This is a genomic window from Aquimarina sp. AD1 (assembly GCF_003443695.1).
Taxonomy (GTDB): Bacteria; Bacteroidota; Bacteroidia; order Flavobacteriales; family Flavobacteriaceae; genus Aquimarina; species Aquimarina latercula.
Map to the genome: position 1 here is coordinate 4452007 of NZ_CP031966.1, position 24494 is coordinate 4476500.

General features: G+C 32.0%; 21 protein-coding genes. 6 read left to right on the plus strand and 15 right to left on the minus strand.

Going from position 1 to position 24494, the window contains the following annotated elements:
- The first annotated feature begins 261 nt into the window (after positions 1-261).
- The 3 genes from D1815_RS19100 (at position 262) to D1815_RS19110 (ending at position 2228) form a co-directional block, all read left to right on the plus strand.
- Positions 262-879, plus strand: coding sequence for a biopolymer transporter ExbD (locus D1815_RS19100; protein ID WP_118388927.1), 618 nt, complete (start codon positions 262-264; stop codon positions 877-879).
- A 20-nt stretch (positions 880-899) separates the two neighbouring features.
- The gene (locus D1815_RS19105) at positions 900-1379 is read left to right on the plus strand and encodes a biopolymer transporter ExbD (RefSeq protein ID WP_118388928.1); all 480 of its coding nucleotides are present in this window, start codon (positions 900-902) and stop codon (positions 1377-1379) included.
- 117 nt (positions 1380-1496) lie between these two features.
- A complete protein-coding gene (locus tag D1815_RS19110; RefSeq protein ID WP_051336146.1) occupies positions 1497-2228 on the plus strand; it encodes a porin family protein in 732 nt (243 codons plus the stop codon).
- Here D1815_RS19110 and D1815_RS19115 read toward each other — a convergent pair.
- The 5 genes from D1815_RS19115 to D1815_RS19140 all read right to left on the minus strand — a co-directional run bounded on the left by D1815_RS19115 (position 2223) and on the right by D1815_RS19140 (position 7370).
- Complete coding sequence (locus D1815_RS19115) at positions 2223-2828, minus strand: hypothetical protein (RefSeq protein ID WP_027393383.1); 606 nt, start codon at positions 2826-2828, stop codon at positions 2223-2225. The two genes, D1815_RS19110 and D1815_RS19115, sit on opposite strands and share 6 nt — an antisense overlap.
- Entirely contained in the window at positions 2828-4288 is a 1461-nt protein-coding gene (gene rpoN, locus D1815_RS19120; RefSeq protein ID WP_027393384.1) for an RNA polymerase factor sigma-54, read from the minus strand. Before rpoN ends, D1815_RS19115 begins: the two co-directional genes overlap by 1 nt.
- Before the next feature lie 210 nt (positions 4289-4498).
- Entirely contained in the window at positions 4499-5137 is a 639-nt protein-coding gene (locus D1815_RS19125) for a response regulator transcription factor (RefSeq protein WP_027393385.1), read from the minus strand.
- 41 nt (positions 5138-5178) lie between these two features.
- Positions 5179-5973 carry a sensor histidine kinase gene (locus D1815_RS19130; RefSeq protein ID WP_118388929.1) on the minus strand — a complete coding sequence of 265 codons (795 nt, stop codon included), beginning with the start codon at positions 5971-5973 and terminating at the stop codon, positions 5179-5181.
- A gap of 668 nt (positions 5974-6641) precedes the next feature.
- Positions 6642-7370, minus strand: coding sequence for a hypothetical protein (locus tag D1815_RS19140; RefSeq protein ID WP_118388931.1), 729 nt, complete (start codon positions 7368-7370; stop codon positions 6642-6644).
- A 649-nt stretch (positions 7371-8019) separates the two neighbouring features.
- Here D1815_RS19140 and D1815_RS19145 point away from each other — a divergent pair.
- Together D1815_RS19145 and D1815_RS19150 are read left to right on the plus strand one after the other, a co-directional pair.
- Positions 8020-8835, plus strand: a complete 816-nt coding sequence (locus D1815_RS19145; protein WP_118388932.1) for a carbohydrate-binding protein — start codon at positions 8020-8022, stop codon at positions 8833-8835.
- Between the two features lie 28 nt (positions 8836-8863).
- Entirely contained in the window at positions 8864-9718 is an 855-nt protein-coding gene (locus D1815_RS19150; RefSeq protein WP_027393390.1) for a carbohydrate-binding protein, read from the plus strand.
- Positions 9719-9785: 67 nt separating this feature from the next.
- On the opposite strand, the gene D1815_RS19155 is transcribed toward D1815_RS19150, so the two are convergent.
- Together D1815_RS19155 and D1815_RS19160 are read right to left on the minus strand one after the other, a co-directional pair.
- Positions 9786-10259 (minus strand): GNAT family N-acetyltransferase, encoded by a 474-nt coding sequence (locus D1815_RS19155; protein ID WP_118388933.1) that lies wholly within the window; start codon positions 10257-10259, stop codon positions 9786-9788.
- A gap of 5 nt (positions 10260-10264) precedes the next feature.
- Positions 10265-10744 (minus strand): MarR family winged helix-turn-helix transcriptional regulator, encoded by a 480-nt coding sequence (locus D1815_RS19160; protein WP_027393392.1) that lies wholly within the window; start codon positions 10742-10744, stop codon positions 10265-10267.
- A 349-nt stretch (positions 10745-11093) separates the two neighbouring features.
- On the opposite strand from D1815_RS19160, the gene D1815_RS19165 reads away from it, so the two are divergent.
- Complete coding sequence (locus tag D1815_RS19165; RefSeq protein ID WP_118388934.1) at positions 11094-14276, plus strand: DUF5060 domain-containing protein; 3183 nt, start codon at positions 11094-11096, stop codon at positions 14274-14276.
- Between the two features lie 463 nt (positions 14277-14739).
- On the opposite strand, the gene D1815_RS19170 is transcribed toward D1815_RS19165, so the two are convergent.
- From D1815_RS19170 to D1815_RS19205, 8 genes are all read right to left on the minus strand, one after another.
- The gene (locus tag D1815_RS19170; protein WP_027393393.1) at positions 14740-15042 is read right to left on the minus strand and encodes a GIY-YIG nuclease family protein; all 303 of its coding nucleotides are present in this window, start codon (positions 15040-15042) and stop codon (positions 14740-14742) included.
- Positions 15043-15295: 253 nt separating this feature from the next.
- Positions 15296-15865 carry a hypothetical protein gene (locus D1815_RS19175; protein WP_118388935.1) on the minus strand — a complete coding sequence of 190 codons (570 nt, stop codon included), beginning with the start codon at positions 15863-15865 and terminating at the stop codon, positions 15296-15298.
- A 4-nt stretch (positions 15866-15869) separates the two neighbouring features.
- Positions 15870-20735 carry a DNA repair ATPase gene (locus tag D1815_RS19180; RefSeq protein ID WP_118388936.1) on the minus strand — a complete coding sequence of 1622 codons (4866 nt, stop codon included), beginning with the start codon at positions 20733-20735 and terminating at the stop codon, positions 15870-15872.
- Positions 20736-20765: 30 nt separating this feature from the next.
- Positions 20766-21245, minus strand: a complete 480-nt coding sequence (locus D1815_RS23965) for a hypothetical protein (protein WP_118388937.1) — start codon at positions 21243-21245, stop codon at positions 20766-20768.
- A gap of 65 nt (positions 21246-21310) precedes the next feature.
- Positions 21311-21670, minus strand: coding sequence for a DUF3592 domain-containing protein (locus tag D1815_RS19190; RefSeq protein ID WP_027393397.1), 360 nt, complete (start codon positions 21668-21670; stop codon positions 21311-21313).
- Between the two features lie 11 nt (positions 21671-21681).
- On the minus strand, positions 21682-21936 hold the full coding sequence (locus D1815_RS19195) for a hypothetical protein (protein WP_118388938.1): 255 nt from the start codon (positions 21934-21936) through the stop codon (positions 21682-21684).
- Positions 21937-21938: 2 nt separating this feature from the next.
- A complete protein-coding gene (locus tag D1815_RS19200; RefSeq protein ID WP_118388939.1) occupies positions 21939-22190 on the minus strand; it encodes a hypothetical protein in 252 nt (83 codons plus the stop codon).
- A 212-nt stretch (positions 22191-22402) separates the two neighbouring features.
- Entirely contained in the window at positions 22403-24469 is a 2067-nt protein-coding gene (locus D1815_RS19205) for a flotillin family protein (RefSeq protein WP_118388940.1), read from the minus strand.
- Positions 24470-24494: the final 25 nt, after the last annotated feature.

Sequence of the window (24494 nt, forward strand, 5' to 3'; positions counted from 1 at the left end):
ATATTCTTCTCTGCTAATACGCTATAGTGGCATAACAATTGTTGCTTATAATGTAACTGTGATCTGCTCATATGATCAATATCTAACCTTCCAAATTGTGATATTGAATTGATAGAAATATACGGTTACAATCTAATTGATGCTTTACATGAATTGCTCTTATGTGATTTTATAGAGTAGCATTATTGGATTTCCAAATACTTGTCTTTAATAATATCACCTGTGATTTAGTAAGTAATTATTAACTAAATATAAATTATTATGGCTAGAAGATTAGCACCAGAAGTAAACGCAGGGTCCATGGCGGATATCGCCTTTTTATTATTGATCTTTTTTTTAGTAAGTACTACTATTGAGACTGATTATGGTATTAGTAGAAGGTTGCCTCCGCCACCAGAGGATATACAGAGTAATATGCTTATTAAAGAAAAAAATTTGTTTCGAGTAGAGCTAAATCAATTAAACGAATTATTTGTAGAGAAGAAACCTTTGGCTTTAAAAGATCTGAAAACGGCAGCAATTGCATTTTTAGATAACGGTGGTGGGGTAGAAGCAGAATATTGTAGCTATTGCAGAGGAGCAAGAGATCCTAAGTCTTCAGACAATCCTGATAAAGCAGTTATATCTCTTGTAAATAGTAGAGAGACGAACTATGAGACTTATATAGCAGTTCAGAATGAACTTATAAGTGCATATGAGGAATTAAGGAATAGGGAGGCTCTTAGGGTCTATGGGATGTCTTTTAAGTTAATGAAAGCATATCTTAAGGATGCTAATTATTCCGGTGATAAAACACTTCTTAAGGATCAAATAAAACAAATTAGGTTAATGTATCCAGAAAAGCTTTCAGAAGCTGAACCAGTTACCGCTTCATTATAATAATTTAAAAACCATTGATTATGTCTATATTTAAAAATAAACAAAAAGCAAGCTTACCAGTAATTTCTACAGCATCTTTACCAGATATTGTTTTTATGTTACTGTTTTTCTTTATGGTTGCGACTGTTATGCGTAAGGATACATTGATTGTTAAAAATGAATTGCCACATGCGGATCAGGTAGAGAAGTTGGATAAAAAGAATATGGTAATACATATTTATGCAGGAAAACCTAGCTCTAGATATAAAAATATCGGTTCCGAAGCTAGGGTTCAGCTTAATGATAAATTTGCTGATATTCGAGAAATCCAGCCTTTTGTTTTGGAGGAGATGAAGTCAAAACCAAAAGAATTGAGACCATATTTAACGACCGCTTTAAAAGTTGATAAGAGTACTAAAATGGGACTTGTAGGTGATATCAAAAATGAGTTAAGATCCGTTCAAATGCTTAAGATAAATTATACTACACAAACTGGTGATGCGATTAAAAATTTAGAATGATGTAGTAAGAAATATTTTATAAGAATTCCATGAGTACTCGTGGAATTCTTATTCTTTTTTAAAAAGTGTCATTATTTCTAAAGAAATAGATTTATTTTAGTGAACTATATGAGTTTGATGTATAAATATGTTAATCAAGTTAAGCAACTATTGGTAGTTGTGTGTGCTTCTATAGCTACGATTTCTGGATATGCTCAAGAGGTGGATACGCTAGGTTTGCAAAAAGAAGAAGTGCTAGATTCTTTATATAGAGAAGATCAATTTTATGCGGGTTTTACTTTTAATTTGCTTTGGAATACTCCTTCTGATATAAGTCAATCAGGATTTTCTGGAGGCTTGCATTTGGGGTATACTAGGGATATGCCAATAAATAAGAAAAGAAATATAGCTATAGGGTTAGGGTTAGGATATTCTGTAAATACATATGGTCAAAATCTTTTTATAGGTGAAGACTTAGATTCTGGACAGAGTATTTTTAGTAGTCTTGATGGTGTTGATTTTGATAAAAATAAATTCGTTACTCATATCGTAGAATCACCATTAGAGTTTAGGTGGAGAACATCTGTGCCGGAAACTCATAAGTTTTGGAGAATTTATACTGGGCTAAGGATTGGTTACCTTTATTATTTTGATGCTAAATTTGAACAACCGGGAAATCGAGTTAGACAAACTAAAATCGATGAATTAAATCGTTGGAGGGTAGGCGCAACCTTTACTTTTGGTTGGAATACATTTAATTTTCATTTTTATTATAGTCTAAACCCTCTATTTAATGATAATGCAAAGATTGGCAATGAAGAAGTTGGTCTAACTACTGCTAAGATAGGTCTGATGTTCTATATCTTATAACCAAAAATTAATTAAAGTCAATTGGGGAATTACACCAATCAGAAAACCTAATGTGAGTTCAAGGTTCGTATGCGCTTTATAATGTAATCTTGATGTGGCTACTAAACCATTGGCAAAAATCATTGCTGCAATAAGAAGTATAAGGTTTGTCTCAAAATGAATGCTCAACGCAATAGTAAACATGGTTACTGCGCCAGAACCAATCATGTGTAAACTAGCCTTTATATCAAAAAATACAATAAAAATTGCTGTTAAAGATGACAATAATGCACCAAGAAAGAAAAAGTATAATTCAGGATAATTGTATGCATCTATAATCATCTTAACTACTAAAAGTAGTATTAATGATTGTAAAAGTAGAGGAATCTTACGCTGCTTTACATCTTCTAGATGGATAGAGGTTACAACACCAATTGTACGAAGAAAGAAATAAAGCACGATTGGGATAAGTATTGTGACTACCACCAGTCCAAAAATTTTAGCTTGAATAATATTTTCTGGAATAAACCTTGGAGCGGTAATAAAATAAATTACTGAGCCTGCTATAGGCATCAATATAGGGTGAAAAATATAAGAAATACTTTTTAGTAAAAAGTTCATTAAATCTTTTTTCGTAGCCTGGCAACAGGAATATCCAATTGTTCTCTATACTTGGCTACAGTTCTTCTGGCAATAGGATATCCTTTTTCTTTTAGAATTTTAGCTAACTTCTCATCAGTAAGCGGTTTCTTCTTGTCTTCTTCTCCTATTGTAATTTCCAGTATTTTTTTGATTTCTCTTGTAGAAACTTCTTCTCCTTGATCATTGGTCATAGATTCGGAGAAAAATTCTTTAATTAATTTGGTTCCGTATGGTGTGTCCACATATTTACTATTCGCTACTCTCGAAACTGTACTTACATCCATATCAATCTCATCAGCAATGTCCTTTAGGATCATAGGTTTAAGATTACGCTCGTCTCCACTTAAGAAATAACTTTGTTGGTAGTGCATTATTGCACTCATTGTTAAAAAAAGTGTTTGCTGTCTCTGTTTAACCGCTTCAATAAACCACTTGGCAGCATCTAATTTTTGCTTAATAAACATGACCGCATCTTTCTGAGATTTTGATTTCTCTTTACTAGCTTTATAGCCTTGAAGCATATTGTTATATTCTCTAGATACGTGTAATTCCGGAGCATTACGACCATTTAGTGTAAGTTCTAGCTCACCTTCTGCAATTCTAATAGTAAAATCTGGGACTACATGCTCTATGAGTTTATTGTTTCCTGCGTAAGCTCCACCAGGTTTAGGATTAAGGTGTTCGATTTCTTCAATTGCTTCTTTTAATAAATCTTCGTTGATATCAAATTTAGTCAAAAGCTTTTCATAATGCTTTTTGCTAAAGTGATCAAAAGATTTTTCTAAGATCATTGTTGCCAATTTGATCGGTATGGTAGTTTCTTTTCTATTAAGTTGGATCAACAAACATTCTTGAAGATTTCTTGCTCCAACACCTGCCGGATCTAATTGATGTACCGTTTTGAAAATACTTTCAATTTTTTCTTCGGTAGTATATACGTTTTGAGTAAAAGCAAGATCATCTAAAATATCAGCTACAGATCTTCTGATATAACCACTTTCGTCAATACTTCCTACTAAAAATTCTGCAATTTCACGCTCTTCTGTGTCAAATCGATAGGTGTTTAATTGATTTACCAAATGTTGATGAAATGATGTTCCTGATGCATATGGAACATTTTTTTCTTCGTCATCAGCGCTATAGTTGTTGGAGCTTAATCTATAACTAGGGATTTCATCATCACTAAGATATTCATCTACATTGATGTCGGTTTCTATTTTTTCGTTACCATAATCATCTTCACCCGTATTTTCGTTGCTAAACGCATCCTCGTATTCATCAGCTTTTTCCTTACCGCTATCTAGCGCAGGATTCTCTTCCATTTCTTGCTTTAAACGCTGTTCAAAAGCTTGAGTTGGAAGCTGAATTAGCTTCATCAACTGTATTTGTTGAGGAGAAAGTTTTTGAGAAAGTTTAAAATTTAGTTGTTGCTTTAGCATAAAAATGTCAATGTTCTTATACTCACAAAAATAAACAAAATACGGCGTATTTCTGTAGGTAATCGATGGTTAGTTTTCTTAAAAAGATGATAGTTTTATATGTGTTACATAAAACTATTTTATGCAACTGATCAATAAACGCGCCAAAATCGATTTATTACCTTAATCAAGAAGATTTTTTACAATCGTTATAATGATAGGTTACAGAAATTACGGAATAAAAATTTTATTTTTTATTGCATAAATTACCAAACCAGTTCTGTTTTTTAAATGTAGTTTTTCAAAAATAGAATCCCGATAGCCTTCTATTGTTTTGGGACTTAAGCACATATCGCTAGCTATTTCTTTATACGTCTTTTCCGTGCAGGCGTGTTTAATAAATTCCATTTCACGCTCTTTTAGTACAACTTTGTTTTCTTTTTTAGGATTTAGAGAACCTAGTAATAAATTAGTGACATCTTTGGTGTGATAGAAGCCTGTTTCTTGTACTTCGACTAATGCATTTTCTAAAATACTTTTTTCAGTGTCTTTTAGTAAATATCCTTTGGCACCAGCTCTAAGCATTTTAAGAATTGTTTTTTCATCCTCTTCTACAGAAAGAGCGAGTACATTAACGTCTGGATATTCCTCTTTTAGTGCAATTGTGGTTTCGATTCCATTCATGATAGGCATGTTGATATCCATAAGTACAATATCTGGGATATTTTTTGGATCTTTTAGTCTCGTGAGTAGTTCGCGTCCGTTTTTACACAGGTACAATATTTTGAATTTAGAAAATCCATTTACTAACCCTGCTAATGCCTGGGATAATAAGATATGATCTTCTACAATAACTACTGAGTATTTCATGGGTATATGTTTTGTGTGAAAAACCTGTTGTTTAGGCTTTATTATAAGTTGTCTTCCTCTTCTGTTTCTATTTTTTTATAATAGTACATCAAGTTAATAGCTGTTCCTTTACCTTTAGCAGAGTTTAGGCTAACTTCTGCATTTATTAATTTACCTCTATTTTGCATATTACATAATCCTATACCAGTTTTTTTCTTTGATTTAAGATCTTTCATGTCAAATCCTACGCCATCGTCTTTTGCGTCAATGACCAGTTTTTCTTGATCATACCGAACGTTTACATTAAGTTTAGAGGCTTTAGAGTGTTTGATGGTATTACTAAAAAACTCTTGTAATATTCTAAAAATAATTATCTCCGCCTTATCATCTAACGCTCTTACCTCGGTATTACTGCTTAAGGTAGCCTCAATAAATTGTAATCTATTAAAACGTTCTACCTCTAGCGCGATTGCTTCTGTAAGACTTAAGCTTTTAATAGCATCAGGGTTGATCAATTTAGACAAAGCTCTGAGCTCTGTAAGACTCTTAGTGATCGTTTCTGTTACTTCGGGAAGCCTTTTAGGATCTTCTTTAGCTACGTCTACCTGTATTTTTGCTAAGGTAAGTAGTTGACCTATATTATCGTGTAATTCCCAACTGATATTACGCAAAGTTTCTTCTCGTATTTCTATTTGGGTCTCAGCAATAGCTCTTTCAAACTTTTTCTCTGCTTCTTTTTGATGTAGCAATAAACTATTCTTTCTTTTTTGAAAAATAGAAAAAAGAGATATTATTAAAATTACAAGTACGATTAAAATAATACTAGCAACTAGTATGGCTGTTCCTTCTTGCTCCATATAAATCCTATTATATAGCAGATGTTCATTATTATAACTAAAATAAACTTTATTAAAAATAAATAATTCAATGCTGTGAAATTAGAGAAAGAATTTACTATAATTCTAAAGGGTATTATTCCAATATGAAATAAGAAAAGACCAACACTAATCCAGAAAAGTAAATTTCTATTAACTTTTAATACTTTTTCAGAATTTAATATTTCAATAAAATAAAATATTACACTGATGACTAAGAATATTGAGGCCAATATATAGGGAATAGTCTGCGATTGTTTAATATAATTTTGAAAAAAACCATTAATTATAAATGAAATAATATAGATAATTATAAAATATAAAATTATTCTTTTTCGACGTTTATTTTTTATATAATTTTTATAAATTATGAATAGATACGTGAAATTAATTACGTTATATATGTTATAAATTATTTTATTGTATCTGATTCCATTCTCTTTAAATTGTAGTCCTAAATATTCATTTAGTCCGATATATATGAGAAGGAGTGCAAAATATTTTAAAGGTGTATTCTTGTATTTGTAATAAAATATTATGCCTATAACAGCAGAAACATATTCTGAATAGACTGCTAAATCCCTTAGTATTTGAATCAGATTTAAATTACCATCATTCATACTTTTTGTTTATGCTTATCTCAAAATGTATTATTTGTTACCTTCTGGAGGTGATGAATGAATTTCATTGGAAATCAAGCTATTTTCTTCATCCTCTATCGTGGTATTAAAGCTAAAAAAACTTCCTTTTTGTATATTTCCATCTTTGTCCATTCTACTATCCAGTCCAATTTTTTCGGTTAATAATTCTACTTTAAAATTGTTGTCTAGTGTATATCCTAAGTGTTCTATGTTTCCTGCAGCATCCTTTACTGCTTTCGTAGGTGCAATGAAAAAAGTTTGTCTATTAGCATATCGTTTATCTTCTTTATTTCTAATATAATCTTCTGGGTATAATGCAAAATAGAATCTAAATCCAGATGGTTTCTCTCCAGCTTTACGAGACTTAGTTTTTACATATCGAATGTATTTTTGTAATTCATCGATGTTATAAAATAATGATCGTGTTGCTTTAAACGGTTCACCTACACCATCTTTTCCAACAACTTCGTTAATTAGATCTTCTCTGTTATTGTATAAATGATAAATCTTCTTAGCAAAACCAGACTGTATGATGTTTTCAGGAGCCCTTTTGTCATTAGAGATATTGCCTAATTGTCTCTTTAGCTCGTTAATAACACTGTCTTTTTGTTTGATAGTAGTTTTAAATTTTTCTACCTCTGCTGTGTTAGTCTGTACACTGTCTTTACAGGAAATCACTAATAAAGATGCAAAAGCAATTATCAGGTACTGTTTGATAGGGTTAGTTTGTAGTTTCATTTTTTTGATAGGTTTAATAAGTATTTGTGTGATTTTGGTTTTAACCAAAATATTAGTTAGCTAAAACTTAATTTTTGTTAAGCTTTATGAATTAAAAATACCATTTTAAATAGTTTTAAAAAATTTAGAACGGCTACAATTGCAAATTGAGCTAAAGAAAGTCTTGATTTACAGTGGCTTTGTTGCGCTAAAATGGATAGTGTTTTGTTTTGTCTTTTTGAAAAAAAGGGGGAAAGACCCCTTTGATAAAAAGTGGATTAACGGTGGTTTTTTATTGTAGGAGTATTTTTTCTTGATAAGAACTATAAAACTAATTTTGTTTGCGTTTTGCCAATTTTTATTGGGTATACCTACTAAATATTTTCGGAATTAAGACGAAATATTTTCGATATCAACAATAGTTTTCTTATTTAAAAAGCAGAAATAATTACACTCCATAATTCCAAAAAAACAAAGCACAAAAAAAAGTTAAAATCTAGTCTTTCCGAAAACGTTTTTCGTTAAAAAATATGTTAAAAATATCCCTTGAAATTGTTAAGGGAATTTTTCTTCGCTTACTTCATAGTAGCTGCAAAAGCTAAGAACTAAACTTTTCGAAAAGTATTTTTTGCAATTATCGTCTTAACAACAAAAACTTAAAACCAAAATTATGAGAAAAATTTATGTAGTACTAAGTGTGATTCTAGCTCTATATTCTTGTACTTCGGATATAGATACTATGAACTTTGAATCAAAATCGATTGAACTAGCTTCAAAAAACAGTTCTGAGAATGTAAAACTATTGAGTGCTTGGACAGCGAATAGAAGCAGTCCTGTGCAGATAAATTATCAAAGGAAGTTTAAAGTAAAGATCAAAAATTTAGCATATCAAAAAGAAGTAGCCATTCATCATCTAATGAATGATGGTAATTGGACTGATATTCCCCTTGCATATGAACAATCTATTGGAGATGATGAGGAGATTTGGGTTGGAGAGGTTACTCCTGACAACGAAGTCTATAGTACAGATTTTGTAGTAAAATATACAGTAAATGGAGAAACATATTGGGATAATAATCAAGGTAAGAACTACAGTATGTTGGTAAATACTGGAGGTTATTTATCTTCAGAAACAGAAGTTGAGATAAATAAAAGTTTTACAAGATCTGCGGGAAGATCTTTTGTTATCAATATAAATGCTAAGCGTAATTATGGAGCAGTGGCTACAGCAGAGGTTGTTTACACTACTGATGGTTGGGTAACAAAAAGTACCGTTCCACTAACGTATCAAAGATATTTTAGGGTTGGATATGCGCATTATATTATGAGTCCAAATCAGTTTGATGTTGACATTTATAATACATCTATTAGAGTCCCGGATGATGTGCAATCTATTGAATTTGCTGTTGTTTATAAAGTGGATGGAGAAGAATATTGGGATAATAATTATGGAAATAATTACACCTTAAATAAAGTTAATTATTAATCAACTATATAAACACAAATCATTTATAATGAAAAAGTATTTCTATTTATTTATCAGTTTAGTCGTTCTATCTTGTAACACAGAAGATGATTTTATTGACAACCAAAAAGACACTATAACTAAGAATGATCCGCTTCTTAAAAACTTAAGTCCTGTAAAGCTTACAAAAGCTTGGACAAGCTATAGTTTCTATAGAGGTTATCAGTCCTATACTAGAAAATTTACGGTCAAAGTAGCAAACTTGGCCTACGATAAGAATGTGAATGTATATCATCAAAAATTAGATGGAAGTTGGGACGAAATACCATTAGCATATGATAGGAGTATAGATAATGGTCAAAATGAGATTTGGTCTGGCACATATAGTTTAGGAGGATATAGTGTTGATCAAGTATACGATAAAGAATTTGTTATAAGGTACGATGTTAATGGAGTTACATATTGGGATAACAATAATGGGTCTAATTATTCAATGTCACGTACAGAAGGTGCTTTCTTTGCAGACGCAAGCCTTAATGTTAGCGTAGATACTGATTTTGCAAGCTTCTCGTATTCTCCTTATGAAGATAAAAATAGGTTCAGTATTACTGTAGATGTTAGAAATCTAGCTCCTAACAAAGAAGTTGGAGTAGTTTATTCTTCTGATGGATGGGAAACCCAAAAGTATTTGCCATTGATATATCGACAGTTTTGGTCAAATGGCCCATTTTATACAATACAGAGTCCTAACAATTTTGGTATAGAAAGGTGGCAAGGGTATGTGGGGTTGAATGCTTCACAAAATCAACTGGAATATGCGGTAGTTTACAGAGTAAACGGGAAGGAATATTGGGATAATAATTACGGAAAAAATTATACAATAACCATAAATTCTAGTAATTAAGTAGAGACGTTTATCTAATGAAAAGGTCCGCCTAACATGTGTGTTTGTAAGGCGGGCTTTATTTTATTTAAAATTTTAATTCCATCTTAATATTGCTTCGTTGGTAAGGAGAATCGTTTTCTAAATCAATCTCTACAAAACCGAATTTTTTATATATGTGAATTGCATTTTTTAGGACAGTGTTAGAGTATAAAAGTATTTTTGTCCAGTGTTGTTTTTCTGCAAAATCTATGCAAAATGACATCAATTTTTGCCCTATTTGTTGTCCTTGAAATTCTGGTGAAACGGCCATTTTACCTAATTCATAAATTCCATTTTGTTTTTTGATGAGTGCAAATGTTCCTGCAATTGTAGTATTAGACTTAGCAAAGAAAATATATCCTCCATTTTGGATAATGGTTTCTTCACATCGTTCTAAAAGATCAACGTCGTGAGGTTCTACTACAAAATATTTTTCTAGCCAGGCAACATTGAGGTCTGCAAAGTCTTTTGAGTATTTTGAGTCAAACGGGATGATTTCTATTTGTCCTTTGGAGTCCATAGTGATTATTTTATGTTTTCTAATATGCGTTTACTTAAAGATTTTTCTTTAAACTGATTTTCCATATACGTTAAATGACGAGTTAAACTAATAGAAGATCCTTCGGTAAGCCATTTTACTTGTTTGTCAATAGCATCCCAGACAGGAATGAGCTGGACGTGTGTTTTTTTACCTTTGGGAGATAGTTGGAAAAGTTTTTTTCTTTTATCGGTTTTATCTACTTCGGATTTAATTAACCCTTTTGTTAGAAGCTTTTTTATAGCTTGTGTGATCGCTGGTTGTGTATATTGTAATTGTTCTTGTATTTCTGAAGTTGTAGTGTTTTTTTGATCCACGATAATTTTAAAAATTGGAAATAAATAGGGATCAAAATCTATCTGTAATCTATTATATATAATTTGAGTTTCTTTCATTAAGTATTCACTTAATCTATTTAATCTGGAACCTAAACCTAATTCTCCAAATTCTTGTAAAGAATCTTTCATAAGTATTTATATAAGTGCTTATGTAAAAGTAAACATTTTTTAGAACTATTAAAAAATATGAATTGCTTTATATCTAAAGAGGTACAAGTTTTTTAGTTAGATTTTTCTGAAGAAACAGATCTTTATAGGCTCTATTCGAATAATAATCAAATGTTTGCGAATATTGGTTTTTTGTTTACGAATACTATTTAGGGGTAGACAAAGCACACTATAGTGTGCTTGATTACGTTATAGTTTAATTACACTTTTTTTGAATATAACTGAACTTATAACTGAGAATTAGGGATTTTAAATTCGTAAATTTTTCGGAGTCAATTAAAAAGAACTCAATATTAAAATTAACCACACAATGATTATTTCAACTCGATTAAAACTTATTGCACTATGTGTATTTAGTGTACTTGCTGTCAGTGCCCAAGATCCTCAAGGAGAACTAAAACGTTGGCATAAAATCACATTATCTTTTGAAGGGCCTAATACTTCGGAATCTGCAACTACAAATCCATTTTCGGATTATAGATTGGATGTAACATTTACTAATGGAAGTTTGAGTTATGTAGTTCCAGGTTTTTATGCGGGATGTTCTGATGCTGCTGATTCCAGTTGTGATGCGGGTAATATCTGGCAAGTACATTTTAGTCCTAGTCAAATAGGAACTTGGAATTGGTCCGCCCAGTTTACTACAGGACCTGATGTGGCTATTAATGCAGGTGGATCTAGTGCTGGATTTATGGATGGAGTGACAGGGTCTTTTAACGTGATAGAATCTGATAAATTAGGAAGGGATTTTAGAAGTAAAGACCTAGGAAGGTTAAAATATGTAGGAGAACATTACTTAAAGCATATAGGAACTGATCCAGATAACCCTAATGGTCCTTGGTTTATAAAGGCAGGAGCTGACTCTCCAGAAAATGCGCTGAATTATGTAGATTTTGATGCTACACCTAGTTATAATAATAATTTAAACAAGATAGGAAGTAAAACCTGGCAACCACATCAACAAGATTATGTTGCCGCAGATGCAAGCACTTATACTTGGGACAATGATAAGGGAACAGAGATTTTAGGAATGTTAAACTATCTTTCCGAGCAAGGTGCTAATGTAATGTCTTTTTTGACTTGGAACTCGAGTGGAGATGGAGGAGCAGTTTTTCCGCATACTTTACAAGTGTCTCTTGAGGAATATGGAAATACTGCGCGAAATCAGCAGTGGAGTAAAGTGAATAAAGATCGTTTTGATGTTTCTAAGATGGCACAATGGGAAAAAGTGATGGAATATGCTGATAAAAAAGGTATTTATCTACATTTTAAAACCATGGAAACTGAAAATGATAATTTGATGGATGGAAATGGTTTTGGAAGAGAAAGAAAATTATATTATCGAGAGCTGATTGCTCGTTTTGGGCATCATTTAGCACTTAATTGGAACCTTACCGAAGAAACAACGCTTACTGATAATGTTGCAAAAAGTACAGCTAGTTACATTAAAGACTTAGACCCTTATGATCACAATATAGTAATACATACATACCCGAATCAACAAGATCAACGATATGATCCATTACTAGGATCTAGTTCTGAGCTTACAGGAGCATCCATACAGACTAATAAAAGTAATGTGCATAATGATGTAAGAAGATGGCTTGAAAAATCAAGAAATGCTGGTAAAAAATGGATCGTTGCTAATGATGAACAAGGTAGCGCTGGAGAAGGAATTCGAGTTTCTGACAAAGAAGTAAGAGAAGATGTTTTATGGGCTACATTAATGGCTGGAGGAACAGGAGTAGAGTATTATAGTGGTTACACAGATGATGATGGAGATATCAATGGAAATGATCATAGGAAACGAGGTAATAAGTATAAAGAAGGAGGATATGCTCTTGATTTCTTCAATAATTATTTACAGCCTTACTTGACAGAAATGATAAGTGCAGATGAAATTACTTCTAATGGTAATGATTATGTTTTTGCTAAAGCTGGTGAAGTCTATGCAGTATATCTCCCTGATGGAGGATCTACTAATATAGATTTGCCTTCAGGAACATGGAAAGTGCAATGGTATAACCCAAGATCAGGTGGGAGTTTAAGTGGTGCAACTACCGTGTCTAGTTCGATCTCAGCACCAGACAATAATGACTGGGTAGCTTTAATTAAGGGAGAATCTGATGGAACAGATTGTAATAATTTGCAAAATGTTTCGGCTTCTCAGGATGCTTATTTGCAAGGAACTACGTTGTTTAATACTTCAGACTTGAGAGTAGAAAGTGGTAATAGAGTGTCTTATTTACAGTTTGTGGTGCCAACTCCATCAGAAACTATTACGGGAGTAAAACTTCAACTTTCTGTTAGTACGGATGGAGGTAATGGACTTATCGAAGTGTATAAAGGAACATCAAATAACTGGACAGAAAGTACCTTGTCGAATAGCAATAAACCTGAAGAAGGAGCTCTTTTAGGATCGTTAAATACGACCTATAGTGACGGACAATCATATGAATGGAATTTATCTGGGATTAGTGCGGGAGAAACAGTTTCTTTGGTAATTAAACAAACTGGAGGGAATGACGTTTCTTTTTCATCTAAAGAAGGTTCGAATGCTCCAAGACTTATGTTAGAATTAGATTGTAATGATGATGGAGGCGGTGGAGATGGAAGCAATAGTTGTGTAGCTTTAGAAGAAAATGGAATCGTTGCTGTAGAGGCAGAGCATTTTGAAGGCCAGTCAAAAACGGATAAGCGAAAATGGTATTTTCAAGATGGAACTGTTTCTACGCCAACACCAGATCCAGACCCTAGTCACCATGCTTCTGCTAGTGGAGATGGTTACTTGGAAATTTTACCAGATACAAGAGTTACGCACGATGATCCACTAGTTAATGGAGAAAGTTTTTCTAATACACCTGGTGTGGTTGGTATTTTGGATTACAAAGTGAAATTTACTACTTCTGGAAGGTATTTTGTATGGGTACGATTATATTCCACAGGATCCGAAGATAATGGAATTCATGTTGGAATTAATGGTACTTGGCCAGCATCAGGACAGCGAATGCAGTGGTGTGCTGGAAAAAATCAATGGACTTGGGAAAGTAAACAAAGAACTAATGCAAACCATTGTGGAGAAGCCGAACTAATATATATAGATGTTCCATCTGCTGGAATACATACTATTTCTTTTTCTATGAGAGAAGATGGAGTAGAAATGGATAAGTTTGTATTATCGCAAACTTATACCAAACCAACGGGAACAGGACCGGATGAAGTTTTGGTTGACTGTGCATTATCCGTAGAAGATTTTGATCTTCAAGAATCTAGTTTATATCCTAATCCAGCCCAGGATATTATTAATATACAAGGACTGACTAAAGGAAAAGCGGCTATTTACGATATTACGGGAAGAAAAGTTATGTCTTCTATAACTATTTCGGAATCTGAAAGTAATACTGTTGATATATCTAGAATCCCTTCTGGGGTTTATTTTATGGTACTAAGAGATGGAAAAAATCAGAATATATTAAAGTTTATAAAACAGTAGAGGTAACTAACTACCTAACTATTTTTCTGAAAGGGCCGAAATTACTAGTAATTTCAGCCCTTTTTTTATGTGTATAAATTAATAATAAAGTAATATCGTTTCTTTTTAATTTATATTTCAAAATAGTTTAATTCCATCTAAGCTAATATCATATAAGAATTAGTATAAGGTGGTAAATTAATGTATTTGAAATAAAGAAATCTGGTTACACTTATTTTAGGAAAAAAGGCTGTTTTATTTCCCTTTAGTTTTATTTTTAAACTCAAATTCTACTACAATTTCTGCAAAGTATCGAATGTTTGATCTATAAAAATCTAAAGGAAAATTCTTTTCAGGATAAGGTAATCGTGTATTAATAGTGTTAGATGAATAATCTTTAATGATTAAAAGCTATAAATGAAACCACCTTGTGTAAATTAGTGTCATTCCGGCGTAGGCCGGAATCCATAATCCATAATTTATTTTACGGATACCAATCCTTTGCTAGATCAGTCCAATTTGGATTCTCTTTTTCTATTAAGTTTATTTTCCATTGCCTATTCCAGTTTTTTAATCTCTTTTCTCTTAATATAGCCTCATTAACGTTTCTAAAAACTTCAAAATAGATTAAAATATTTAGATTGTATTTTTTACTAAAACCTTCCACTAATTTATTCTTATGTTCAAAAATTCTTCTTTCTATATTATTTGTTATTCCAATATATATAGTTCCATTTTTCTTATTAGAGAGAATATATACTGAGTATTGATGTTCCGGTTTTAACATGCGTATGTGTTATGGATTCCGGCCTTCGCCGGAATGACAAGTTTTATGATTGTTTGAGGTTTATTTTGTCACCCCAGCTTAGGTTGGGATTAAAAATATCATCAATTTTTCATATGAGTAGTTGTGTTGTTTAATTAAGCTTAAAATAATACTATTATAGCTTGATTACTTGTTCAGGTTTTTATTAAATACTTCTTGAAGTATACGATTCGTATTAATACTTATACTATTTCGTTTTTGTTTCCAAAATCTTTCAGTTATTAGATTTCTTGTATAGCGTTATTGCTTTTAAATAGTTTTGTGCACCTATTTTGGTCTGATCATATATAAAACCATCTAATTCTGGATGGTTTTTTTTGATCCAAGTTACCATTTGACCTCTCTTAATATTCCAAAGCTTAAAATCAGAGTCCATTTCTATATTTTTGATTTTGGAAATTTTTTGATTTTTGATTTCTATTATTTCCGTAGAGATGAGAGGTTTTTGGTTTAGAAATTCAATTCGAGTACATGTTTTGCAGATACTTATTTCTACTTTGTTATCAATTTCTTTAATGGCTAATATTTCATATTTAGGATTGAATACAGAGTCCCATTGAAAGAATTGATAGTAATCGTTTGTAGAATAGTTCATGTTATAATCACCTTCGCTAATAGTTATACTATCTCCAATAAATTCGGATAATTCAGAATAGTTACTCTGGTTCAGTTGATTGTAATAATCTTTAACTAATTGTGCGTTATCATTTCTTGTACAACCGTTTAGAGAACAAATGCAAATAAACAAAATTAAGGAACCGACTATTGTTTTAAACCTTATCATATTACTATTTTTCTAATCCCTTTTTTAATACTTCCTGAATACCAGATAAATGTTCACTAAATTGCATCATCTGGGCTAATACCTGCGCCATTTCGTTTTTATCACCAAACCCTTTTAGTTTATTGTTTTTTACAAAGGTTTCCTTGATGGTTTTCCAACGTGCAGTTTCTTCATCAACAATAGTGTTAGTTAATTCTTTGTATTTAAGAAGGTTTGCTTCTGCGGCGCTAGTCAATGTCTGAGATTCATTTTCATAATGAGATAGGAGTAAGGTTTGTAATTCTTTCTCATTCATAATAGGAACTACTTTGGCAACTAGTTTACTCATATCACGATAGGATCCTTGTAACTTAAACGAAGGTTCAATTCGGTAAGAATCTTCCATCGCTGCTGATTTAATATAGGTGGCATTTACTTGCATTACTGTATTTCGAATTGTCACTACTTTTTCTAATACCGCTAGATAATCCTGTACTTCTTGTTTGGTATGATTTCCTTGTAATTCTATGCCTTCTTGCGTTCCAGATTCGACCATTTCAATTAGGCCATAAATATCTTCGAAATATTTACTGCTCAACTGGTGCAACACTGGATTGGAAGTTAATGCATTTTCGATCAAGCTTAACTTAAATAAATCTGCTGTATCACCAATAATATCTCCCAGATTATAAATGTCAGCTCTATTGGCTAACATGTCAGGAATCTGGAATTTGTCTCCACTTTCTGTATATGGGTTTCCTGCCATAATCACACAGAATTTTTTACTGCGTAAATCATAGGTTTTAGGATTTCCATTGTAGACGCCTTCAATCTTGCGAGTTCCATCTGCTAGTGAAATGAATTTCTGTAAAAATTCTGGATTACAATGTTGAATGTCATCTAAATATAACATTACGTTATTACCCATTTCGAAGGCTAAATTCAATTTTTTTAACTCTTCTCTTGCTGCAGAATTATTAGCTGCCATTGGATCTACAGAGGTAACTTCATGACCGATAGCAGGACCATTAATCTTCATAAATACTAATCCTAATCGATTAGCCATATATTCCATTAAAGTCGTCTTACCATAACCTGGAGGGGAAATTAATAATAGCATTCCCATTCTATCCGTTCGTTTATTATCTCCAACGCTTCCTAATTGCTTGGCAAGATTATCACCAAATAATGGTAAATAGACTTGATCAATTAATTTGTTACGCACAAAAGATGATAATACTCTAGGTTTAAATTCCTCAAGTTTAAGATCTGATTTCAAGTTTTCGGTTACTGTGTGTTTTGCTTCTCGATATCTTTCGAATGCTGGAACTTCTATAGTAGCGAAATCTGATAATTCAGTAATAAATTGGTGATAACTAAAGTCAAAGTTACCATCATTAATAGTAGGGTGACTTCCATTTAAACCTTCTATAGTTTGTGAAGGATTTACATGTACTACTTCTGAAATTGATTCCTTTTTATATAATAAAACACAAACAATTTCTTGTGCATACTCAATTTTCTTAGGATGATGTGTTTTTAGATAGGCGGTTATCCATTGTAATGTTAAGCGTATTAAATCTTTCTGACTTTTTTCATTTGTTAATTCTAATGACTTCTTAAATTTGGTAAGTACCTTTTTCTTCTTTAATTCAGTTAAAAAGGAATCATGTAATTCATTTGCAGTTTGACTAATGCAAAAGATGTCATCTGTTTGTAATTCATCAAAAAGATAATTGCTAATAGTATTTTTATATTTTTTGTCAAATAACTTTGCTTCATCAGCGAAAATTACAATTTCGTTTTCTAAATCTTTAAGTACAGTTTTATATTCTGTACTATCTGAGAAGATTTTTAAAACTTCTCCAGAGGCTTTGATAGTTTCATTCCAATAGGATTTCTTTTCAGTATTTAAACTATGCCAAAAGTATTGCGCATACGACCTAGATAGTGAGTCATATCGTAATAAACCAAGATCCTTGTTTTTGTTTACCAAAACTTTTAGAATCATTGCAGCATCTTCGTCATGAACTCCTTTTACATACCCTTCTGCATAGTTCTTACTACTTTCGGATTTTATAAGTTCCAACAATTCATTTTCACCTAAATTGGTTAGCTCATCTTTTTTAGTAGTGAACAATTTGTACGCTAAATACGCAGAACGATATATCTCTTGGTTTTCCGAAATTAGTTCTTGATCCCAATATTTTTTAGACTTTAATAATGTCTCATTTTTAATTTCTTGATAAAAATCAGTCCCTGTTAGATGGTATTGTAACGTACTATCTTTATATACAATTGTTAGATCTAGTGGTTGTTTGTTTACACCAAACTTATGTTTTCCAAGTTTTATAATATTTTCACCATCTTCATAAAGATCTTGTTTGTCTTTTAGTTTTCTTGTTGCATCTTCTTTAGCAACTTTTAAAGCAGTTTCAATAGTCTCTGCTTTACCCGCATCATCTAACTCCATTAGATTAGTAATGATATCTCGGAGTTTGTTGATCATTAGGTCAGATGCAAAATATCCGTTAATATCGGCTGTAGAATCAAAACTTAATGCTTTTTTGGTTACACCTTTTAATATTCGGTTTGCCGCGTTTTCAAGGGCAACAGCTTTTTTGTTTCTAGCTTCGATCAAGCTGTTTTTTCTAGCTTCAAACGCATTGTATACTTCTTCGCGTTTTTCAATGATCTGAGTAATAAACTCTTCGAAATCGGCAAATCTTCCTTCTAAATCTTCTAGTTGTACAGACACTTTATTTAATAATTCGTCTGTCTTTTCGGGAGTATTTGCTATATCGAGATAGTTAATAATGCTCTGATCTACAAGTTTTAACTGAGCTGCAAACTCGGCATTAGCCTCTTTACTTCCCAATGATTTTATTTTATTCTTGATACCAGCTTTTAGCTGATTAATAGTTGCAAAAATTAAAGAGATATTATCAATAATTTTGGTAGAATGCGAAGTGTCTTCGATTTGTAGATTTGACACAATATCAATCAACATTTCCAGATCTTTAGCAATTTGATTTACTTCATCTTCTAATTTTTTAGCATCTATTACTTTTTTGATGGTTTCTAACTCTTGTTGCTTTTCTTCTACGCGAGCATGGTATGGTAATAATGCTTTATCATCAAGCAGAAATTGTACACAACGCTTAGAGATTTTATCGGTTTGTTCTGCAATTTCGGTTTCAAGATCGGTAATAAATTGCTTGTCAATGTACCGTATATCATTTAAACCAATAACTTCTCCTCGTAAAGTTCGTAGTTGAGATAATACTTGTACAAAATCATCAATAGATCGAAAAGAACTACTTTTTATTTTGCCAAAAATACCTTCAGCGGCTGTTTTTGTTTCTTTAGTTACATTGGCAGCGGTTCTTCTAAGCTGTACTACTTTTTCGAACTCATCTATAGCCGCATTAGCCGCATTACTAATTTCTCCTAATGGGATATCTAATCTACATGTATCATCTTCTCTAATCCAATAATAACTATCTGTAATATCACTGGATGACTTGGCCAAATCATCATACAATCCATCATAGTTATCCTCTTTATTTAATAATGTAATGAGGGCGTGACATTCTGCCATTGCTTTTACAATATCTTTATTGCCAATTTTATATAATAAAGTATCTGTATGTTCTGAAGGGATTTCATTTCCTTTTAAGAACGGTGTTTGCCATATCTGAATAACATGGTGTTTAGTTTGCTCATCTTCCGTCTTGAAATAACATAACTCGCCATCTTGTAAAATCGTAAAACCATTACAGATAATAGGAGTTTTTACTTCTTGTTCTATAACATTATAGGACATTAAGGTATATAACCCTTTTTCACTTTCATAGAATACATATAAGAAGTCCTCTCCATTTGGCGAACTGATTTTTTGTTGAAATTGAACATCAGAAATCTCATTGGTGAATATTTTTACTTCCCCAGATTGTAAGTAATATCCATTAGGATATATAATTCCTTGATCATCTGGCAGTAATACACAGGCATCCTTAATGCATTCAATTTTTTTAACCTCTTGTACTTTATGATTGTATACAAAATATCTAGGAGCTTCTTGGAATGGTTTAATCTCTAACGCAATTAAATTACCAAGATTGGCATATCGATATTGACCATCATCAAGTGTCTGATCTACATGTTCTACTGCCTCATCATATATTCCTTTTCCATCATCCGTATTATCTTCTATTTTAATAGTAAGATCTCCACCTACAGTTTCTACAAATACTTTATCTAAAATTGAAATATGTGGGTGTGTTCCATACCGATGCATATCACGTGTGACTTCGACCCATTCAAATTCATATTGTTTTGGAAATTTAAATTCATGTTCACTACGATTATCTACATAGGTAAGTGTGTCTTCGTTTATTAACCATTTAAAGGTTTTTATGTCAGAAACACTTTCGCTTAGCTGAAAGACCATGTGTAGGTAATTACCAACAATAGCGAATTTGGAGAAGATGGTGTTTCTGTAGTATTTATATAAGTTGGTGAAGTCATCAATAAAAACAGCATCGTTGATAAGATCTAATTTTTTATTTATAAAGTGATCATCAGCGTATGTGTAAATACTAAATACATCATCTAATTTTATCTCCGTTCGTAATCCAAAATGTACATTGTATCCAAAAAGACAAAACTTTCCTATAGTTACAATATCTCTTGCAATACAGTTATTCTCTGTATTGATACGATTATTAGCAATAAGCTTTGTTTCTACACTACCGAAAACCTCTTTTCTTGCGTCATTTAATTGTGTTAAACGGTTTTGGAGTTCTCCTTTTTGTTTTTGCAAACGGTTTTGGATGATCTCGTAGGTTCCGCCGTCTAGTTGTATGTTATTTGTGTTGGTTTCTTCCATAGTTGTTACTCTACGTGTTTTTAGCGTCGATTAAAGTTTGCCAATTTTTTTCAAAGCTTCAGAAAGTTTCTCAGGTTTATTGGTACCTATTAATAATTTTTTGTTGTTTAGGAATTCCAATTGTAATCCTATATTTCCAGAAATATTAAAGGCTTTGCCTTTTCCTCTAATATTCATTCTTATTCCCCATCCACCATATTCATATATTGGGTCATATTTTCTAATATATAATTGTTTAATACTACCCCAATCATACTGTATGAATTTAATATGAAATGGAAAAAATCGGATGTAAATTCCGTCATTTTTTATTTGCGTTTCTAACTTCATTAAAGCAAAAATTAAAATTACTAATGCAAAAGAGGAAGCAGTGATTACAAGGGTAGTAGTTCCTACATCTTTGTTATTAAATAGATAGAGTAAAGCTACGATTCCAGAAATGAGTATTGACAGCCATAACCAAGATTGGCTAAACTTTTGCTTCTCTGTATAATGAATGTCAGTTGTCATATCTCTTATTTTTGTAAAGATTTTTATTTAATCTTTAGTTCCGATGTCACGCTGAGTTTACAAAACTATTTCTTGAGTTTAATTTTTTCAATTCTAGAATTCGTAGGTTTTTCAGAATCATAGATTATCATAACAGAATCTCCTATTTTACCAGTTTTAGAGAAATACAAATCGTGTTCATGTCTTGAAATCTCCTGTGTTTTCGTATAATCTTTATTCTTAATTGTGTATTTATATTTGACATGAATATTCTCTACAGTGGGTGAGAATTCATTGTCAATTTTGTTTGTCGAAATTTTTTCTATTACCGCGATTGTGCTAGTGCCATTTTTTATCAACCCTTCTTTTTTATAATAGGTGTTGAATGCTAAAACTCCAATTGCCATTAATAAAACTGCTATTAATCCTATAAATTTTTTGTTCATAATTTTATCTTTTAAATAGATGTATAAACTATAATTCCAACAACCAAAAGCATTATCAACCCAAAACCAATCAATCTTCTTCTAAATAGTGCTTGTCGTTGTTTTTTTAATTTGTCTCTGATTTCTTGCAATGTCTTTTCTGAAACTGTTTCTACTTTGATCGCTTGACTTTCTTCGTCACTTTCTGTCCATCCGTCATAGGCTTTTCGTTCTTTTCTTCTACTGTTTTTAAGAAGATTACTTAGATTATGGCCATATCCTCCCATAACTAAACTATGTATATTATGAAGGATGTAATAAGAACTACCAAAAACACAGAAACTATTAATTGCTTTTTAAAAACTGTTAATCTTTGTTTTTTTAGCTTATCTCTGATTTCTTTCAAAGCTTCTTCAGAAACGGGCTCTATTTTAATGCCTTGACTTTTGGTGTCTATAGTGCCGCTTATATTACTAAATGCTTCTCTTCTATTTCTTCGATCATTAAATTTAATCGAAGCAACCATGGCTGCTATGCTCATAATTAAACCGTATTTAAAAGTTAAACAAATCCCATCTAGTCAATCACTCGCTACCCCAAAGAGAGTTCGAGACTTTCTGGGATTGACTTTTATGGGTCTAAAAATGTATTTATGATGGTATTCATAAAGTATTGCAGATTCCTACTGTTTTATTTCCACATTTAAGCGGATTTAATTCTCCTCCAAATAAAGGAGGAGAATTTTTATGAATGTTATTTCAATTTCTGGTCTGATAACCCTAGTCCTTTTGCTAGATTAAACAGGTTACTGAATAAAGTGTTTTCTTCTTCATTGCTAGATTTCTGTTTTAAATCCATCAAAATGTTAGCGATTGTAAGGTTTTTGATATCTTCTGATGATACTCCGTATTTGGTAGCAAATTCTTTTACTTTTTCTAAAAGATTTCCTTTTACATCATCACTTCCTAAAATAGCATCTTTTACATCCTGAATATTATCAGAGTGTTTTACCAGTCTATCAAATCCTTTGGCCTTAGTTATTTGACCAACTATTTGATCAAAGAACATAGTTTCTCCACCTACAATATCGATGTTAGCAGCTTTAAGTGCTTCTCCGATTACTTCTGCCTGTGCATCTGCAATTTCTTTCTGGATGTTTATTTCGGCTAAGTCTACTTGTAATTCCTTATCTAATCGTAATTTAAACTCTTCGTGTTCTTTACCAACACCATCAAGTTTTTTCATAGCTTCTGCTTTCTCTTCGATTCCGGCAGCATCTGCAATTGCTTTTTCTTTAATTACTTCAGCTTCTGCTAATCCTTCTTCCTTGATTGCTTCAGCTTTAGCTAATATACCAGCCGCTTCAGCCTTCGCTTTTTTCTCTATAATATTTGCTTCTACTAATCCTTGACGTTCGTTAGCATCTGCTTTTGCGTGCATTACTTGTGCTTCAGACATACCAATAGTCGCTTCTTCTTTGGCAGTTGCTTCAGCAAGTGTTTTACGAGCTTCAGCTTCTTTTTCACTAGCTTCTTTTTGTGCTTGTGCCTCGATATTAATTTCTTCTGCTTTTTGCTTAGCTGCTTCTTTTTGCGCTTCAGCAGCTTTGATTGTAGTAATCAATGCTTCTTCTGCATTCGCTTCTGCTATAGTAATTTTTACTTGTTTCTCACGATCAGCAGTTTTAAAAGCCTCTATATCTTTCATGTTTTCTTGCTCTTCTACCACTCCTTTTTCTAAGGTAACACGATCACGAATTACATCTTGAATGTTTTTCTTTTCAACTTCTACTACTTTTTCCTTTTCGATCTGAGCCAAGGTTACGATACGCTCGCGTTCTGTAGCCTCTAACATTCTATCTTTTTCTACTCTTTCCGTTTCTACGGCATCAGTACGCTGTTTGTTTTTTTCTGCTACGATGATCTGGCGCTGCATATTTTCTTCGGCAACTTTTACTTTTTCTTCTGTAGCAATACGTGCAGTTTCTGATTTTAAACGTTCTTCTTCTGACACTTTTAGCATTTCTGCTTCTTCGCGTGCTTTAATATTTGCAATTTCACGTTTTTGTTGTTCTTCTTTTTCTGCTAATTGCTTGTCTAATTCTAAAATTGCTTCACGCGCTTCTACATCTTGTTTACGAATCACTTTTTCTTCATCACGTTTGATGAGGTTAGCTTTCATATTTTGTGCGGCGGTTAATTCAGTAATTTTTTTGATACCTTCAGCATCTAATATGTTGTCCATCTTTAAGAATGAAACAGGTGTCTGTTCTAAATAATCAATTGCACAATCTTCTAAAGTGTATCCATTTAGATCAGTACCAATTATATTTACAATTTCTCCTCTGAATTCGCGTCTCGCTTCGTATAATTCGGTAAATTGAAATTTCTTACCGACTGTTTTTAGAGCTTCAGAAAATTTGGCTTCAAAAAGCCCTTCTAAGGTTGATACTTCAGAGGCTCTTTCACAACCAATTGTTTGTGCCACTTTTTTAATAGAATCTACATCACTATTAACTCTTACAAAAAAAGCTACTTTTATATCTGCTCTCATATTATCCTTACAAACTAATCCATCTCCTCCTAATCGTTCTATTTGTATTTTCTTAACGGATATATCCATAATTTCCACTTTGTGGAATACAGGAACTACATAAAGCCCTTTGTCAGTGGCTACTTTAGTACCTTTGAACCCTGTTCGAACAAGAGCTTGCCCTTGAGGAATTTTTTTATAAAACATTGCGATGATCGCAAAGTATACAATGATTAAGAATAGAATTAAGCCTATTCCTATGCCAATGAATGGTAAGATGCCTGTCATAATAGTTTAGTGTTTATTAGTTTTT